Origin of the sequence: Arthrobacter sp. 2YAF22_2, assembly GCF_052114645.1 — a bacterium.
Classification (GTDB): Bacteria; Actinomycetota; Actinomycetes; order Actinomycetales; family Micrococcaceae; genus Arthrobacter.
Genome location: NZ_JBFRFD010000019.1, coordinates 1 through 16,855, shown reverse-complemented (window position 1 = coordinate 16,855; position 16,855 = coordinate 1). Strand labels below are relative to the sequence as shown.

Sequence of the window (16,855 nt, the reverse complement as noted above, 5' to 3'; positions counted from 1 at the left end):
GGACTAGCCATGGACCGCATCGAACAGCTCATGAAAGAAGCTAAACCGCGGGTCGGAGTTCCGGGCGCGGCGCCGGGAGTCGCTTCCTTCCGCTCGATCGTGGTGTCCACGGATCCTAGCGCGGTCCACTTGGCGGGCGCAACGGCGGCGGGCCGTCCAACGGCGCGACGCACGGCCCTGCGGGCTGCGGCTGCGACGTTGGTGGCCGCCGCAGCCGTGGTCGGGGCAGTGGTCGTCGGCGGCCACCTGATGCCGCGGTCGGCGCCCGGGCCAGCCCAGACCGCCGCCCCGACCCCCGCAGTCTCCGCCCCCACAACGCCGGCCTCCCCAAGCCCCTCCGCGGCCACTCCCACCACATCTCCCACCCCAACGAGTACCGCAGCTTTGACCACCGGGGGAGTTGCCTGCACCCCGGCGAACATCGACCAGCTGCGCAACGATCAGCAGCGCCCGATCCTGCCCATTCCGCCGGCGGAGCAGCCTTACTACACCGTGCTCGGCTGCGCCGATGGCTGGCTCGCCTACTCCATTTCCGACGAGGGCGTGAAGGCCCTCCAACTCGACGGCGGGAACGCCTGGTTCAGGCTTGCCAAACTGCAAAACGGCCGGTTCCTTTGGGATATCCGGCAAGAATGGGCCGTCGTCTTCAACTGGGAGTTCCAGGCACTGAACAACCAGGGTCTTACGCCCCAGCAGGCGATGGACAAGGAGTTCGTGCAGAAGGGCATCCCGGTCGAACTGCGGCCTCAACTGGTCGGCGTCGGCCCGGCCGTAGGGTAGGCCGGGTGTTCGGCGGCAGCTGCAGACGCAGCAGCTATAGGGTTGATCACATGAAGTACACACCGGTCACCCTCTGCTTTATGTTGCGCGACGCGGGCAGCGGCACCGAAGTGTTGCTGGGCCTGAAGCGGACCGGCTTCGGCCTCGGCAAAATCGTCGGCATCGGCGGCCACGTGGAGCCGGGCGAGAGCGACGCCGAGGCCGTCGTCCGCGAGGTCTGGGAAGAGGCCGGCATCGTCGTGCTGGAGGAAGACCTGGCCCACGCCGGCGTCGTCCAGTTCGTTTTTCCGGCGAAGCCCGAATGGAATATGTCGTGCCGCCTCTTCACCACCCGCCGGTGGGCAGGCGAACCGGCGGAGAGCCCGGAGATCACCCCGGAGTGGTTCGACGCCGCGGCGCTGCCGCTGGAGCGCATGTGGCAGGACGCGGAGCACTGGCTGCCCCCCGCACTGGCAGGCCGCACGGTCGACGTCGTCGTGGTCCTCAATGAAGACAATGAGACCGTCGCTTCGGTGCGGTATTCCTCGACTCCTGGCTGAGAGCACGCCCCGCGCGACACAGGCCGCGAGTCGAACGGCGGTGCCCGCAACCCCGCGGCCCCGCCGGTAGCCTAGGGATCAGACACTCCGCCGCGGCGATCCACGCATTCCTTCGCCCGGCGGCCGAGACACGCGGACCATTGGGGGCAGGACATGGACTCGAAAAATCTCGACCTTCCGGGCGAGGACGATTACGACGACGAACCGTCGAAGCGCACCGGGGCGCGGCGGCGCTGGCCCTGGGCGGTGGGCGCCGTTGCCCTCGTCGCTGCGGCGTTCGCCGGAGGCGTAGCCGTGGCAGGAAACCTGGGAGCAGCGGACTCTGCCACCACCGCAGGCTCAACGGACTCCGTCTCGGCGCCGGCCGCGTCCCCGTCGCTCACGACGCCGTCATCACCCACCGTTGCGACGTCGGCATCGGTGCCGACCGCGCCGCCGTCGGCCGCCGCACCGACTCCTCCCGCCGCGTCCTGGCAGACCTTCACCAGCGCGGACGGAAAGGTCAGTTTCGAGCACCCGGCCGCCTGGCGGGTGGCCCCGCCGGCAGGCGCGGGGTCGGATGTGGTGGACGTTGACGTTTCGGATGAGGCGGGCATGGTGGTGGCGTCCCTCCACGCAGGGCCGTCCGGCGGGATCGGCGGTGCCTGCGAAGGACCGGTACCCTACACCGTTCTGGATTCGGTTGAAGTCGACATTCCGTACCAGCCCACGAAGGGTTCGGTCACGCCCCGGTTCGCCTTCCGCGCACTTCAGGAGGCAGACCATGTCACTGCGTCCTACGGACTGACCAGCATGGCGGCCGGGCAGAACGGCATCACGTGTATTTTCTACAACGTCGTCAACGGCCCCGCATGGTCGCCGCTCTTCTCCTTCGCCGACACCTTCCAAGTCAACGCCGGCGGCACCGAACAAGTCCCCAACCGCAAGGGCGCAAAGGCGTTCCCGTCGATGGACGCGGCCCGGGCCTACATGCAGACCCCCGAGTACCTGAACGCGAAGCGCATGCTCACGTCCGTGAAAATCACCGCGGGTTAGCTATCTCAGCGAGCCCCGACGGCTCCGATAAGCAAAGCGGGCCAGTCACCCTCAAAAGGTGACCGGCCCGCCGTCGTGCTGGGGGTGGTGCTACGGCACGTGCCGTTCTTCCACACCGTTGTATTCGCTCAGCGGGCGGATCAGCGAGTTTGCGTCCAGCTGCTCCATGATGTGCGCGGTCCAGCCGGTGATCCGGCTGGCTACGAACAAGGGAGTGAAGGTGGGGGTGTCGAAGCCCATCAGGTGGTACGTCGGACCGGCCGGGTAGTCGAGGTTCGGCTTGATCGCCTTCGCCTCATCCATTGCCGTCTCCAGGCCGTTGTAGAGCCCCAGCAGCTCCGGACGGCCGTAGTGCGCGACCATCTTGTCCAGGGCGGCCTTCATGGTGGGGACCCGGGAATCACCGTGCTTGTAGACCCGGTGTCCGAAGCCCATGACCTTCTTCTTTTGGGCCAGGGCATTTTCCATCCAGGCCTTTGCCCGGACCGCTGCCTCCTCGAGTGACTCCTCCTGCCGAATGCCGATCTCGTCGAAGGTGTGCATGACGGCCTCATTCGCGCCGCCGTGCAACGGCCCCTTCAGCGCCCCGATGGCTCCGGTGACGGCCGAGTGCAGATCCGAAAGCGTTGAGGTGATCACCCGCGCCGTGAAGGTCGAAGCGTTGAAGGAGTGCTCGGCGTACAGGATCATCGAGACGTTGAAGGCCTCGACGACTTCCTGGACCGGCTCCTCGCCGAAGGACATCCAGAGGAAGTTCGCTGAGTAGCCGAGGTCGTCGCGCGGTTCCAGCGGTTCAACGGGCCCTTCCGCGTGCCGGCGGCGCTGATCGTAGGCGACCACCGCAGGCATCGCCGCGAACAAGTCAACGGCCTTGGCCATGTTGGCCTCGCGCGAGGAATCCTCGGCGAGCGGGTGCCGGGCACCCATCACCGACGCAGCCGTCCGGCAGACATCCATCGGGTGCGAGGTGAGCGGCAGCGCGTCGATGACCTGCTTGACCACCGGGTCCAGGACGCGGCCGGCGCGTTCCTTGGCGGTGAATTCGGCCAGCTGCTCGTCTGAGGGCAGCTCGCCGTTCCACAGCAGGTAGGCCACTTCYTCGAAGCTGCATTTGGCGGCSAGTTCCTGGACGGGGTAGCCGCGGTAGAGCAGGGAATTGGTGTCCGGGTTGACCTTCGAGACGGCGGTGTAGTCCACCACGACGCCGGCGAGGCCTTTCTTGATCTCATTTTCAGCCATGCTGAAACTCCTTTGTTCCTAACGCCTGTTGACCGGCCGGGGGCCGGAAGTCCGGTGGGGGTGTCAGCTGCCGGGGATCTGGAAGTTGAACACCCCGGTGTCAAAGCGGTTGTAGGCCTCGTAGTCGACGAGGTCGTAGAGCCGTGCACGGGTCAGCATGCTCGAAACCTGTGCCTCCTGGGTGCCGTCGGATTGGATCGATTCCAGAGTACGCTCAGCGGCGCCCATGGCACTACGGAGCAGCGTCACCGGGTAGATGATCATGTTGACGCCGACGCCGGCCAGCTCGTCCACGGTGAACAGGGCACTCTTGCCGAACTCGGTCATGTTCGCCAGGATCGGCACGTCCACCGCGTCGCGGATCGCCTGGAATTCGCTGAGGTCCTTCATGGCTTCGGGGAAGATCGCGTCCGCGCCGGCCTCGACGAGGGCCTTGGCGCGCTGCTGCGCGGCTTCCAGCCCGTCGGTGGCTCGGATGTCGGTGCGGGCCATGATCAGGAAGTTCGGATCCCGTCGGGCATCAGCTGCGGCCCGGATCCGCTTCGTGGCGGTGTCCAGGTCCACGACGTTCTTGCCGTCAAGGTGGCCGCAGCGCTTCGGGTTGAACTGGTCCTCGATGTGCAGGCCGGCCAGGCCGGCGTTCTCAAGCTCCTGGACGGTGCGCGCCACGTTCATCGGTTCGCCGAAGCCGGTGTCGGCGTCCACGATCGAGGGCAGGTCCGTCATCCGGGCGATCTGTCCGGCCCGGGTAGCCACCTCGGTGAGCGTGGTCAGGCCGATGTCCGGCAGGCCGAGGTCATTGGCCAGGACGGCGCCGGAGATGTAGACGCCGGCGAAGCCCTTCTCCTCGATCAGCCGGGCCGAGAGCGGATTGAACGCCCCGGGGAACTGCGCAATGGTGCCGGACGCCAGCAGCTCCCGGAAGCGGATCCGCTTCTGCTCCGGCGTGGTCTTCGAATACAACATTAGAAGAGTCCCTTCGGTGCGGCGGCCAGGTCGATCACGCCGTCGGCTGCCTTGATGTTGAGCTGGTCGAGTTCACCGGCGGCGAGCTCGGGAAGCCGCGCGGCGGCGGCGAGGAAGCGCTCGATTTCGTCTTCGGCGACGAGGCCGGCGGCGAGGGTACGGAACTTGTTGACGTACTGCTCGCGGGCGAACGGCCTGGCGCCCAGCGGGTGCGCGTCAGCGACGGCGATCTGGTCGGTGACGACGGTGCCGTCCTTGAGCGTGATCTCGACGGAGCCGCCGAAGGCCTTCTCGGCGATGTCCAGGGAATGGTAGCGGCGGGTCCATTCCGGGTCTTCGACGGTGGTCACCTTGTGCCACAGTTCCACGGTGTCCGGGCGTCCCGCGCGCTCCGGCGCGTAGGAATCGACGTGATGCCAGGCGCCGTCCTGCAGGGCCACCGTGAAGATGTACGGGATGGAGTGGTCCAGCGTTTCCCGGCTGGCCGTGGGGCTGTACTTCTGCGGATCGTTGGCGCCGGAACCGATCACGTAGTGCGTGTGGTGGCTGGTCTTGATCAGCACGGACRCCACGTTGGCCGGGTCGGTGACCTCGGGGTGTTCGCCGTGCAGCTTGCGGGCCAGGTCAATCCACGCCTGCGCCTGGTACTCGGCGGAGTGCTCCTTGGTGTAGGTGTCCATGATGGCGCGCTTGGCTTCGCCGTCCTCGGGCAGCGGCACGGTGTAGCTGGCATCGGGGCCGTCCAGCATCCACGCGATCACACCGTCCTCGCCCTCGTAGATCGGCACCGGGGAGGTCTGGCCGCGGATGGCGCGGTCGGCGGATTCAATCGCCATCTTGCCCGCGAAGGCCGGGGCGTGGGCCTTCCAGGTGGAGATCTCGCCCTTGCGGGACTGCCGCGTCGCGGTGGTGGTGTGCAGCGCCTGGCCGATCGATTGGAAGATCGTCTCGACGTCGAGACCAAGCAGGGTGCCGATGCCGGCGGCTGCGGAGGGGCCCAGGTGGGCCACGTGGTCGATCTTGTGCTTGTGCAGGCWGATSGCCTTGACCAGGTTGACCTGGATCTCGTAGCCGGTGGCGATACCGCGGATCAGGTCCTGGCCGCTGGCGCCGACGTGCTGGGCAACGGCGAGGATCGGCGGGATGTTGTCGCCCGGGTGGGAGTACTCCGCGGCGAGGAAGGTGTCATGGTAGTCGAGTTCCCGGACCGCGACGCCGTTGGCCCACGCCGCCCATTCGACGGCGACGCGCTCGTCGATGCCGAAGACCTTCGAACCCTTGCCGCCGGTGGTGGGGCCGTGGGAAAGCGCCTGGGCTCGCGCCGCGACGATGGGGGCGCGGTTCAGGGAGGCGATCGCCACCGAGGCGTTGTCGATGAYSCGRTTGATCACCATGTCGGTGACCTCGTCGGAGACCGCGACGGGATCAGCGGCCACCTTGGCGATCTTGTAGGCGAGCTGGTCCTCGCGGGGCAGGTTTTCTTCGCTCTTGTAGACGCGGACGTGGTGTTCCTTAACCATGATGCTCCTTCTGGTGAGGTACGTGGGTTGCTTTGACGTGGGAAAGGCTTCGGTGCAGATGAAGGGTGGTGGCAGCTTCGGCGAGCCGCGGGTTGCCGGCGGCGATCGCCTCGGCGATCGCCGCGTGCTCGGCCGCAGCTGCGGTGAGGCGCGCGGCGTCGTCAGCCGCGAGTCGGCGCACCCGGACCAGATGCACACGCAGGCTGCGCATGGCCTGGGCCAAGTAGGCGTTTGAGATCGCGGCGTCGATGGCCGTGTCCAGCCGCCCAACCAGGCCGTAATAGTCATGCCGGGCCGGGTCCGTGCCGCTGATCAGCTCCGGCGCTCGCAGCAGTTCGCGCCGCAGCTGCTCAAAAACTGCGGCGTCGCCGCGTTCGGCCGCGAGGGCGGCGGCCTTGCCCTCAAGCGTTTCGCGCAATTCGAAGAGCTCGTCGATGTCCTCGAGCGAGATGTCGGTGACGACGACGCCGCGGCCGCCGGCCGTCGTCGTCAGCCCCTCGGCGGTGAGTCGGCTCAGCGCTTCCCGGAGCGGCGTGCGCGAGATGCCAAGCCGCTCGGACTGCTCGACCTCGCCGAGGACGGTTCCGGGTGCAAGACGCCATTCGATGATGTCGTCGCGCAGGGCCGCGTAGGCCTTGTCGCTGGCGCGCATGCTGGTCTCCTTCCTCGGCTAACCCCCTCAGTGTATACACAATCCCACCGCGGGCCTAGCTTTTTCGGCAAATTCCGTCTAACCAGCGGCTTTCTGTATACATAACCCTTGCCTTGGGGGCCGGGGCCGGGCTACCATGAGCTGCATCACAACGTCGTGGACGGGATTACTTCATGGTCACCAAAAGCTACCGGGACAGCTACCAGCGCAGCCTTGAGCAGCCGGAGGACTTCTGGCTCGAGGCCGCGGCCAAGGTCGCTTGGAGCACGCCTCCGACCCGGGCCCTCGACTCAGGCCGGGCGCCGCTCTACGACTGGTTCCCCGACGGGGTCCTAAACACCTGCTACAACGCCCTCGACCGCCACGTAGCGGAGGGCCGCGGAGCGCAGGACGCCCTGATTTACGACTCCGCCATGCTCGGCACGCAGCAGCGTTTCAGCTACGCCGAACTCACCGAGCTCGTCGCCCGCTTCGCCGGCGTCCTGCGCAGCCACGGCGTGGGTAAAGGTGACCGCGTGGTGATCTACATGCCGATGATCCCCGAGGCCGCCATCGCCATGCTCGCCACCGCCCGGCTCGGCGCCATCCACTCGGTGGTCTTTGGCGGCTTCGCGCCCAAGGAACTCGCGGCCCGGATCCGGGACGCCACCCCCGCCGCCGTGGTCACCGCCTCCGGCGGGATCGAACCCTCCCGCCGGATCGAATACCTGCCGGCCGTCGCCGAGGCGCTCGAACTGGCCGGCGCTCCTGACACCCCCGTGCTGGTCAAGGAACGTGATGGCTTCGCTGCCTCCGTGGCCGACCACGCCGGCTGGCTGGACTGGGACACCGCCATGGCGGCGGCCGAGCCGGCTGCCCCGGTCGACGTCAAGGCCACGGACCCGCTCTACATCCTCTACACCTCGGGAACCACCGGGGCGCCCAAGGGAGTGGTCCGGGACAACGGCGGCCACGCCGTCGCCTTGCGCTGGACGCTGGAAAACATTTACGACGTCGGCCCTGGCGACGTGATGTGGACAGCCTCCGATGTCGGCTGGGTGGTGGGTCATTCCTACATCGTTTACGGGCCGCTGCTGGCGGGAGCCACCACAGTGCTCTATGAAGGCAAACCGGTGGGCACGCCTGACGCCGGCGCGTTCTGGCGTGTTATCCAGGATCACAAGGTCAACGTCCTGTTCACCGCGCCCACCGCCCTGCGGGCCATCCGGAAAGCCGACCCCGAGGCCAAGCTACTTGAACAGTACGATATCTCCAGCCTGCGGACCCTGTTTGCCGCCGGCGAACGCCTCGATACCGACACCTTCCACTGGGCCTCCCGTGTCCTGGGCGTTCCGGTGGTGGACCACTGGTGGCAGACCGAGACGGGCTGGGCCATCTGCGCCAACCCCCGAGGCCTCGACGGGCTGCCGATCAAGGCCGGCTCGCCGAGTGTTCCGATGCCCGGGTTCAAGCTGCGGATCGTCGACGGCTCCGGCGAGGAAGTCGAACCCGGCACCGAGGGCAACATTGTCCTGGGCCTCCCGCTGCCGCCCGGTACTCTGGCCACCCTCTGGCGCAACGACGAACGCTATATCTCGTCCTACCTGCAGGCTTTCGAGGGCAGCTACGCCACCGGCGACTCCGGCTACCGCGACGAGGACGGCTATCTCTTCGTGATGGGCCGGACTGACGACATCATCAACGTCGCCGGGCACCGGCTCTCCACCGGCGCCATGGAACAAGTGATCGGCCAGCACCCGGCTGTCGCCGAATGCGCCGTGATCGGACTCGCCGACCCGCTCAAGGGCCAGCGCCCCAGCGGCTACGTGGTGCTCAAGACCGGCGTGGACGTGCCGGAGGATGTCCTGGTCAAGGACCTGATCGCCCTGGTCCGCCGGGACATCGGCGCGGTGGCGGACTTCAAGCACGTCACGGTGGTCGAGGCACTACCGAAGACCCGGTCCGGCAAGATCCTGCGGAAGACGATGCGCCAGATCGCCGACGGGGACGACTATGTGGTGCCCTCCACGATCGAGGACGCCGGCGTAATCGACCAGCTCCTGGGGACCCTGCGGCCCGCTGCCGGAGGGGAGCGGCCCGCCTAGGGCCCGGAGGATCAGGACCCCGGAGGATCAGGAGACCGGAGGATCAGGCGCCCGCGCGGCTCCAGCGGTATTCCTTTTCGGGCCGGCCCGGGGCTCCGTAGCGTGCGGTGCAGGACACCAGGCCGGCGTCGGCGAGGTACTCGAGGTAGCGGCGGGCGGTCACCCGGGAGATGCCCAGCGCCGCCATTACCTCGCTGGCCGAGACCGCCCCGGACTGCAGTTTCATGAAGCCCTGTACCGAATCAAGGGTGGGGCCGGACAGGCCCTTGGGCAGCGGCAGGTCGGAGGGCGCCCGCAGGCTCGCGAAGGCCTGGTCTACATCGCTCTGCGACGCGCCCGTCCCGGCACCACCAGGCCCGGGGGAGGCCAGCTGCTCGCGGAACAGCCGGTAGCTGCCCAGTTTGTCCGCAAACGTGGCGTAGGTGAAGGGCTTGATCAGGTACTGAACGACGCCGGTTGCCACGGCGCTGCGGACGATGTTCAGCTCGCGCACCGCTGTGATCGCGATGATGTCGGCGAAGAGACCGGCAGCGCGCATCCGGCGGGCGATGTCCAGTCCATGCAGGTCCGGCAGGTTCATATCGAGCAGGACCAGTTCCACGGGCTGGCCGGCGGCCAACAGCTCCGTCATCAGGCGTAGCGCCGACTGGCCGTCAGGGGCGGAGCCGGCCAAGCTGAAACCGTCCAGCCGGCCGATGTAGGCAGCGTGCGCGGCGGCCGCGATCGGCTCGTCTTCGACGACGAGTACGCGGATATCGCTCATAGCTGTTCCTCTGTTGTGCTGCCTGTGTCCGCCGCGTTGCCCGTCACGGCGCTCAACCCTTCGCCTGCCGCGGCGGCGGGAGCCGCCGGCAGGGTGACGCGGAACAGAGCTCCGGCCGGGCTGGTGATTGTCATGGTACCGCCCAGACGGTGCACCGCCTGCCGGACCAGCGCCAGCCCAAGCCCGCGCCCGAACGGGCCGGACGCCTTAGTGCTGAAGCCGTGCCGGAAGACATCCTCCACCGCAGCCGGATCAATTCCCGGACCGCTGTCCTCCACCGAGATCTCCACGGTGCCGCCCTGGGCCACGACGGACAGCTCCACCAGCCGTGGCGGCGGCGCATCGGCGGCGGCGTCGATTGCGTTATCGAGCAGGTTGCCCAGGATGGCGACAAGGTCCTGGACGGCCAGTCCGGCCACGGCCGTGGAGCCCCCGGTCGTCAGGATGAGTTCAACGCCGCGTTCATGCGCCTGGGCCGCCTTGCCCATCACGAGCGCGCCGAGCACCGGCTCCTCGATGGAACCGACCAGGTCATCGGTGAGCCGCTGGGTCAGCTCCAGGTCCTTCGTGGCGAAGTCCAGGGCCTCGGCGCCGCGGCCGAGCTCCATCAGGGACACCATCGTGTGCAGCCGGTTGGCGTGCTCGTGGGTCTGGGCGCGGAGGGCGTCGGAGAGCGTCCGCATGGTTTCAAGCTCACTGCCCAGCGATTCGATCTCGGTGCGGTCCCGGATCGTTGCCACGGTCCCGAAGACGGGCGGCCCGGACGGCGACTTGCCGGATGCTGCCTTGCCCGAAAGTGCCTTGCCGGACGGCGCCGGGCGCTGGCGGCCGGCACGGGTGCGGGGGCCCACCGCCGGGCCCTGGTTCACTACCAGCACCCGCGCGCCGGTCAGGTGGATTTCGTCCCGGACGGCGCGGCCGGACTCGAAGAGCTCCCGGAGGCTCGGGGCCAGCGGCAGTTCGGCCAGCGAGGGCGCGTCGCCGCCTTGGACGCCGGGAGCATCGCCGTCGGCCGGGCGTGGCGGCACCCCCAGCAGCGCCGCCGCCTGGTCGTTGTACATCACCACTTTGCCCTTGGGATCGATGAGGATCACCCCTTCGCGGACCGAATGGAGCACCGACTCGTAGTAGGCGAACAGCTGCGCGAGCTGCTCCGGGCCCCAGCCGCGGGTCACGCGGCGCAGGTAGCGCCCCAGCAGCCAGGAAGCCGCCGAGCCGGCCGCCAGCAGGGCTGCGGCGATCGCAAGCAAGGCGGGCAGCCGGCCGGAAAATGCCACGTCCACAGTGCCCACCGTCACGCCCGCGGCCACGAGCGCGCGGACCTTGCCGGCAGAATCCTTGACCGGGGCAATCGTGCGCACCGACGGCCCGAGGGTCCCGGCCATGACTTCGGTGAAGACCTCGCCGTTGAGGGCGGCGTCGACCGAGCCGATATACGGCTTGCCCAGCTCATCCCCGCTGGGGTGGGTCCACCGGGTTCGGTCCGGCGCCATGATCGTGATGAAGTCCGCGCGGGCGTCCCGCATCACCTGCAGGGCGTAGGGCTGGAGCCGCGCGGACGGGTCCGGCGCTGCCGCTGCCTGCAAGACGAGCGGATTGTCCGCCACGGCGGTGGCGACGCCGGCCATCCGCCGCCCGGCCTCCTCGTACGCGTGGTCGCGGGCGTCCACGAAGGTGGCCGTGCCCACGACCGCCGTCAGGGCCAGCATGAACAGCAGGTGGGCCACAAACAGCCTGCGGGCGATGCTCCAGTGATGGATCAACCGGACCTTCCATGTTCAATATGAACGCAACGGTGATGCGCGTCACTTCCTGCCCAATGATTGGGGAACACGCAGAACGGACGTGATGCGCAACGAGTGCCGCATCGAAGTCCAGCCTATCCAAGGAGAAACACCATGGCCTCTCAACGAGGAGAGTCAGCGGCACTTGCCGCGGCGCCGGTCAAGAAGCGCAAGGGGCTGGACAAGTCCCACTACCTGTACATCGCGGTCATCGTGGCCGTCGTCCTCGGCGCCCTCATCGGCCTGATGTTCCCCGAGGTCGGCAAGTCGCTCAAGCCGCTCGGCGACGGCTTCATCAAGCTGATCAAGATGATGATCGCCCCGGTGATCTTCTGCACCATCGTCCTGGGCATCGGCTCGATCGCCAAGGCGGCCACCGTCGGCAAGGTCGGCGGCCTGGCCCTCGGCTACTTCATCGTCATGTCGACCTTCGCCCTGGCCATCGGCCTCGTCGTCGGCAACCTCATCCACCCGGGCACCGGCCTCAAGCTGGCCCCCTACGATCCGAACAAGAAGGCCGCCACCGACAGCACCGTCGACTTCCTGCTCGGCATCATCCCCAGCGACATCCCGGTCCTGCCGACCCTGCTCGCCGCCATCCTGGTCGGCTTCGCGCTGCAGAAGATGGGCCCCCAGGGCACCCCGATCCTCAAGGCCATCGGCCACGGCCAGGCCCTCGTCTTCCGCATCCTCATCATGGTCATGTGGCTCGCCCCGGTCGGTGCCTTCGGTGCCATCGCGGCCGTCGTCGGCGCCACCGGGGTCCAGGCCATCATCGGCATGGCCACGCTCATGGTCGCCTTCTACCTCACCTGTGCCGTCTTCATCATCGTGATCCTCGGCGGCCTGCTCCAGGTTGTCTCCGGCGTCAACATCTTCCGTCTGATGAAGTACCTGGCCCGCGAATACCTGCTGATTTTCTCCACTTCCTCCTCCGAAGCGGCGCTGCCCCGGCTGATCGCCAAGATGGAACACCTCGGTGTCTCCAAGCCGGTCGTCGGCGTCACCGTCCCCACGGGCTACTCCTTCAACCTCGACGGCACCGCCATCTACCTGACGATGGCCTCGCTGTTCGTCGCCAACGCCATGGGCACGCCGCTGGACCTCGGCGCGCAGATCTCGCTGCTGATCTTCATGATCATCGCTTCCAAGGGCGCCGCCGGCGTMACCGGCGCCGGCCTCGCGACCMTGGCCGCCGGCCTGCAGGCCCACCGTCCCGAGCTGCTCGGCGGCGTCGGCATGATCGTCGGCATCGACCGGTTCATGTCCGAGGCCCGCGCGCTGACCAACTTCACCGGCAACGCCGTCGCCACCATCCTGATCGGCACCTGGGTCAAGGAGATCGACGGCGGCCAGGTCGAGCGTGTCCTCTCCGGCGCCGCCCCCTTCGACGAGCAGACCATGATCGCCGGTCACTCCGCGGTCCAGCCTGTCGTCGAGCCGGCACCCCAGCCGGTCCCGGCCAACGCCTAAGGAACGCCCCGCACCAACCAAGAACCGCCCGGACGCAGCCGCTGCGTCCGGGCGGTTTTCCGTGCCCGGACGGGATGCCCGCAGGCAACCTTCCACCTCTACCAGAGGGTCAAGGCGCGCGGAACGGCGGTTGTCAAGGTCCGCGGAATACCGTGTCGGGGGCTGTAACCTTGGGAGGAATAACGTAACGATCCGCGCCGGGCGGCCGGATCGGGCACGAAAATCACCGTCATCGAAAGTGTGGATAGATACGTGAGCAGCGAACAGGGTTCAGCCACTCTGGAAGGCACCGAACTCGACCTGGACGACGCCATCATGGGCCCCACCGGGCGCCCCCAACGCGACTTCCCGGAGCCTGCGACGCTGTCCTCCCACGGCCCGGCGCGGGTTATCGCCATGGTCAACCAGAAAGGCGGCGTGGGTAAGACCACGTCCACCATCAACCTGGCCGCGGCCTTGGCCGAATACGGCCGCCGGGTGCTGCTGGTCGACTTCGATCCCCAGGGAGCCCTCTCCGCGGGCTTCGGAACGAACCCGCACGAACTGGACCTCACGGTCTATAACGTACTGATGGACCGCAAGGTCGACATCCGCGACGCCATCCAGAAGACCGGCGTCGAAAACGTCGACCTGCTGCCGGCCAACATCGACCTCTCCGCCGCGGAAGTGCAGCTGGTGAACGAGGTGGCCCGGGAACAGGTGCTCGACCGGGCGCTGAAAAAGGTCGAGGACGACTACGACGTCGTCCTGATCGACTGCCAGCCCTCGCTCGGGCTGCTCACCGTCAACGCACTGACCGCGGCGCACGGCGTCATCATCCCGCTGATCTGCGAATTCTTCGCCCTGCGCGCCGTCGCGCTGCTGGTCGAGACGATCGACAAGGTTCAGGACCGGCTGAACCCGGGACTGCAGGTCGACGGCGTGCTCGCCACCATGTACGACGCCCGCACCCTGCACGGCCGCGAGGTCATCGCCCGGCTCGTGGAGGCCTTCGGTGACACGGTCTTCGAAACCGTCATCAAACGCTCCATCAAGTTCGCCGACGCCACCGTGGCCGCCGAACCGATCACTAGCTACGCCGCTAACCATCCCGGCGCCGATGCCTACCGCCGCCTGGCCAAAGAGCTGATTTCGCGCGGCGGCGCCCCCTAGCCAGGGCCGTGACGGCTACAGGCACCCCCACAGCGCAGCCGGAGCTCGCTCCGCCCGGGAAGAAGCCCGGCTTCGAGGTCCGGCTGGCCAACTTCACGGGTCCGTTCGACCTGCTGCTGGGACTGATCTCGAAGCACCAGCTGGACATCACCGAGGTGGCCCTGGCCACGGTCACCGACGAGTTCATCAAGTACATCAAGGGGCTGCAGCGGCTGGGGGAGGACTGGGCCCTGGATGAGGCCAGCGAGTTCCTGGTGATCGCCGCCACCTTGCTGGACCTTAAAGCCGCCCGGCTGCTGCCCGCCGGCGAGGTCGAGGACGACGAGGATATCGCGTTGCTGGAGGCCCGCGATCTGCTGTTCGCCCGGCTGCTGCAGTACAAGGCGTTCAAGCAGGTTGCGGGACTCATCGACGCCACCCTGGAACTGGAGGGCCGGCGCTACCCGCGCCAGGTCGCCCTGGAGGGCCATTTCGCGGCGCTGCTGCCGGAACTGGTCTGGAAGCACAGCCCGCAGGAGTTCGCGGCGCTGGCCGAAGCCGCGCTGAAACCCAAGGAAGCAGCCCCCACCGAGGTGGGCCTGGCGCATCTGCACGGCACGCCGGTCAGCGTGCGGGAGCAGGCCGAAATCATCGGCCTCCGGCTGCGGCTGGGCAAGGCGCTGACCTTCCGCGCCCTGATCGCCGACGCCGAATCCACCCTCGTGGTGGTGGCCCGGTTCCTCGCCCTGCTGGAAATGTTCCGGGACAAGGCGGTGACCTTCGACCAGCTGCTGCCACTCGGCGAGCTGTCGGTGCAGTGGAGCGCAGCGGCCGAGGACTGGAGCAGCGAGAACCTGAGCGAAGAATACGAGGAGCAGCCATGACCGAACGAGTGTCTGACACCTCGCCCGCCACCGGCCCGGACGCCGGGCCGGACGTCGCGAACCTGCCCGGCGGAGCCCGCGCCGCCCTCGAAGCCGTCCTGATGGTGATCGACGAACCGGCGACGGCGACCCAACTTGCCGCCGGCCTGAACCTGACCGTCGACGTCGTCGACGGCCTGCTCGGGGAACTGCAACGGGAGTATAACGGCTATACTGGTAATGCCCCGGATGCGGACGACGCCAGCGCGTGTACAAAGACAGCTGGTTTCAGTGCCGCCCCCCGGGGTTTTGAATTGCGGAACATCGCCGGAGGCTGGCGGATCTACTCCCGCGCCGAGTTCGCCGACGTCGTCGGCGGGTTTGTGCTGGAGGGTCAGACGGCCAGGCTGACGCAGGCGGCGCTCGAAACGCTCGCCGTTATCGCCTACCGGCAGCCAGTTTCCAGGGCGCGGGTGTCGGCAATTCGGGGGGTCAACGTTGACTCCGTGGTGCGGACGCTGACCCAGCGCGGACTGATAGAGGACGCGGGACACGATCCCGAGTCCGGAGCCGTCCTGTACCGCACTACGTCGTATTTCCTCGAACGCATGGGAATCGGCTCGGTGGCTGAGTTGCCGCAGCTTTCACCCCATCTTCCGGGGCTTGAAGGCATTGCAGAGTATTACGACGCAGGAAGAATGTAGGCAGGAACGCTGCCTACGCAAAGAGTATCCAAACGAAGGACGGGTCATGACACAGGCGGGACGCCAGGGTTCACCACGTAACGGTTCGGGACGCACCAGCGCCGGACAACAGGCAGCGCGCACCCAGGGTGCCGGCGGCGCCGGCCGCGGCCAGCGCGACTTCACCAAGGGCGGCGGCGACCGCCCGTTCAAGCGCCCCAAGCCGCGCGAAGAAGCATTCGTCGATCCGGACCTGAACCCCGGCGGCGGGGTCTCTGACCCCGCCGAGCGGAAGGGCGCCAACCCGGCGGAGCGAAAGGGCGGCGGCGCAAAGGCCGCGGCCCGCAAGGCGGCCGCCCGCAAGCCCGGCGCCGGCAAGGTCCCCGGCACGCCCGGTGCCCTCAAGCCCAAACCGCGGATCGGTGCCGGGGCAGCCAAGGCTGTCGGTTCCCGGGCCTTCGGCGGCGAACGCTTCGGCCAGAGCCTCGGCCCCGTCCGGAAGCCGGCCCGCAAGCGCGGCCCGCGCGCCGAGGTGCCCCAGTCCGAACTGCACGACGCCGACGGCATCCGCCTGCAGAAGGTCATGGCTTCCGCCGGCGTCGCCTCCCGGCGCGTGTGTGAGGAAATGATCGCCGAAGGCCGCGTCGAGGTAGACGGCCAGGTCGTCACCGAGCTTGGCATGCGCGTCGACCCCAAGTCCGCCGTGATCCACGTGGACGGCCTGCGCATCCAGCTGGACGAAAACATGGTCTACATGGTGTTCAATAAGCCCAAGGGTGTCGTCTCCACGATGGAGGACCCGGACGGCCGGCCGTGCATCAGCGACTTCGTCCGCAACCATCACGGCGAACGCCTCTTCCACGTCGGCCGGCTCGACGTCGCCACCGAGGGGCTGCTGTTGCTGACCAACGACGGCGAGCTCGCCAACCGCCTGACGCACCCGTCCTATGAGGTCCCCAAGACCTACCTCGTCCAGGTCCGCGGGCCGTTCCCGCAGGGCGTCGGCGCACAGCTCAAGGCCGRCATCGAACTCGAAGACGGCATCGCCTCGGTGGATTCCTTCCGGCTCGTCGACTCGACCCCGGGCCACGTGCTGATCGAGGTCGTGCTGCACTCCGGCAAGAACCGCATTGTGCGGCGGCTCTTCGACGCCGTCGGGTTCCCGGTGCTGCGCCTGGTCCGCGTCAAGGTGGGCCCCATCGGCCTGGGCGACCAGCGCCAGGGCAGCATCCGCAACCTCGGCAGGCAGGAAGTCGGCCACCTGCTGGCATCCGTGGGGCTGTAGGGCATGTCCGCATTTCGCACCCACGGCCGCGGCCACCTGAACGGGCCGGTGGTGGTCG

The 16,855-nt window shown here is 67.9% G+C and carries 15 protein-coding genes; 9 read left to right on the top strand and 6 right to left on the bottom strand.

What is annotated here, in order from left to right:
• From AB4Y86_RS01945 to AB4Y86_RS01935, 3 genes are all read left to right on the top strand, one after another.
• Positions 1-780, top strand: a 780-nt coding sequence (locus tag AB4Y86_RS01945; RefSeq protein WP_441399751.1) for a hypothetical protein, incomplete at its 5' end; no start/stop codon positions are given.
• A 50-nt stretch (positions 781-830) separates the two neighbouring features.
• Positions 831-1,319: an 8-oxo-dGTP diphosphatase gene (locus AB4Y86_RS01940; protein ID WP_441399750.1), complete on the top strand. Its 489-nt coding sequence runs from the start codon at positions 831-833 to the stop codon at positions 1,317-1,319.
• Positions 1,320-1,472: 153 nt separating this feature from the next.
• A complete protein-coding gene (locus AB4Y86_RS01935; RefSeq protein WP_441399749.1) occupies positions 1,473-2,354 on the top strand; it encodes a hypothetical protein in 882 nt (293 codons plus the stop codon).
• 90 nt (positions 2,355-2,444) lie between these two features.
• Here the strand turns inward: AB4Y86_RS01935 and AB4Y86_RS01930 are convergent, their stop codons facing one another.
• From AB4Y86_RS01930 to AB4Y86_RS01915, 4 genes are all read right to left on the bottom strand, one after another.
• Complete coding sequence (locus AB4Y86_RS01930; RefSeq protein ID WP_441399748.1) at positions 2,445-3,593, bottom strand: bifunctional 2-methylcitrate synthase/citrate synthase; 1,149 nt, start codon at positions 3,591-3,593, stop codon at positions 2,445-2,447.
• A 63-nt stretch (positions 3,594-3,656) separates the two neighbouring features.
• Positions 3,657-4,559, bottom strand: a complete 903-nt coding sequence (gene prpB, locus AB4Y86_RS01925; protein WP_441399747.1) for a methylisocitrate lyase — start codon at positions 4,557-4,559, stop codon at positions 3,657-3,659.
• Positions 4,559-6,079: an MmgE/PrpD family protein gene (locus AB4Y86_RS01920; protein WP_441399746.1), complete on the bottom strand. Its 1,521-nt coding sequence runs from the start codon at positions 6,077-6,079 to the stop codon at positions 4,559-4,561. The genes prpB and AB4Y86_RS01920 overlap by 1 nt, the downstream gene beginning before the upstream one ends.
• A complete protein-coding gene (locus AB4Y86_RS01915) occupies positions 6,072-6,731 on the bottom strand; it encodes a GntR family transcriptional regulator (protein ID WP_441399745.1) in 660 nt (219 codons plus the stop codon). Before AB4Y86_RS01915 ends, AB4Y86_RS01920 begins: the two co-directional genes overlap by 8 nt.
• 173 nt (positions 6,732-6,904) lie before the next feature.
• Between AB4Y86_RS01915 and AB4Y86_RS01910 the strand changes: the two genes are divergently transcribed.
• A complete protein-coding gene (locus AB4Y86_RS01910) occupies positions 6,905-8,815 on the top strand; it encodes a propionyl-CoA synthetase (protein ID WP_441399744.1) in 1,911 nt (636 codons plus the stop codon).
• A gap of 43 nt (positions 8,816-8,858) precedes the next feature.
• Here AB4Y86_RS01910 and AB4Y86_RS01905 read toward each other — a convergent pair whose 3' ends face one another.
• Complete coding sequence (locus AB4Y86_RS01905; RefSeq protein ID WP_441399743.1) at positions 8,859-9,578, bottom strand: response regulator; 720 nt, start codon at positions 9,576-9,578, stop codon at positions 8,859-8,861.
• Positions 9,575-11,341, bottom strand: coding sequence for a sensor histidine kinase (locus AB4Y86_RS01900; protein ID WP_441399742.1), 1,767 nt, complete (start codon positions 11,339-11,341; stop codon positions 9,575-9,577). Before AB4Y86_RS01900 ends, AB4Y86_RS01905 begins: the two co-directional genes overlap by 4 nt.
• A 135-nt stretch (positions 11,342-11,476) precedes the next feature.
• Here AB4Y86_RS01900 and AB4Y86_RS01895 point away from each other — a divergent pair, with 135 nt between their 5' ends.
• The 5 genes from AB4Y86_RS01895 (at position 11,477) to AB4Y86_RS01875 (ending at position 16,797) form a co-directional block, all read left to right on the top strand.
• Complete coding sequence (locus AB4Y86_RS01895; RefSeq protein WP_441399741.1) at positions 11,477-12,835, top strand: cation:dicarboxylate symporter family transporter; 1,359 nt, start codon at positions 11,477-11,479, stop codon at positions 12,833-12,835.
• Between the two features lie 252 nt (positions 12,836-13,087).
• Positions 13,088-13,987, top strand: coding sequence for a ParA family protein (locus tag AB4Y86_RS01890; RefSeq protein WP_441399740.1), 900 nt, complete (start codon positions 13,088-13,090; stop codon positions 13,985-13,987).
• Between the two features lie 8 nt (positions 13,988-13,995).
• Complete coding sequence (locus AB4Y86_RS01885) at positions 13,996-14,850, top strand: segregation and condensation protein A (RefSeq protein WP_441399739.1); 855 nt, start codon at positions 13,996-13,998, stop codon at positions 14,848-14,850.
• Positions 14,847-15,533, top strand: coding sequence for an SMC-Scp complex subunit ScpB (scpB, locus tag AB4Y86_RS01880; protein ID WP_441399738.1), 687 nt, complete (start codon positions 14,847-14,849; stop codon positions 15,531-15,533). Before AB4Y86_RS01885 ends, scpB begins: the two co-directional genes overlap by 4 nt.
• A 46-nt stretch (positions 15,534-15,579) precedes the next feature.
• On the top strand, positions 15,580-16,797 hold the full coding sequence (locus tag AB4Y86_RS01875; RefSeq protein ID WP_441399737.1) for a pseudouridine synthase: 1,218 nt from the start codon (positions 15,580-15,582) through the stop codon (positions 16,795-16,797).
• The last annotated feature ends 58 nt before the right edge of the window (positions 16,798-16,855 follow it).

Excerpts from the sequence above, each read along its gene's own strand:
- AB4Y86_RS01905 (WP_441399743.1), bottom strand. The coding sequence starts at position 9,578 with ATGAGCGATATCCGCGTACTCGTCGTCGAAGACGAGCCGATCGCGGCC.
- AB4Y86_RS01935 (WP_441399749.1), top strand. The coding sequence starts at position 1,473 with ATGGACTCGAAAAATCTCGACCTTCCGGGCGAGGACGATTACGACGAC.
- scpB (WP_441399738.1), top strand. The coding sequence starts at position 14,847 with ATGACCGAACGAGTGTCTGACACCTCGCCCGCCACCGGCCCGGACGCC.
- AB4Y86_RS01910 (WP_441399744.1), top strand. The coding sequence starts at position 6,905 with ATGGTCACCAAAAGCTACCGGGACAGCTACCAGCGCAGCCTTGAGCAG.
- AB4Y86_RS01915 (WP_441399745.1), bottom strand. The coding sequence starts at position 6,731 with ATGCGCGCCAGCGACAAGGCCTACGCGGCCCTGCGCGACGACATCATC.
- AB4Y86_RS01940 (WP_441399750.1), top strand. The coding sequence starts at position 831 with ATGAAGTACACACCGGTCACCCTCTGCTTTATGTTGCGCGACGCGGGC.
- prpB (WP_441399747.1), bottom strand. The coding sequence starts at position 4,559 with ATGTTGTATTCGAAGACCACGCCGGAGCAGAAGCGGATCCGCTTCCGG.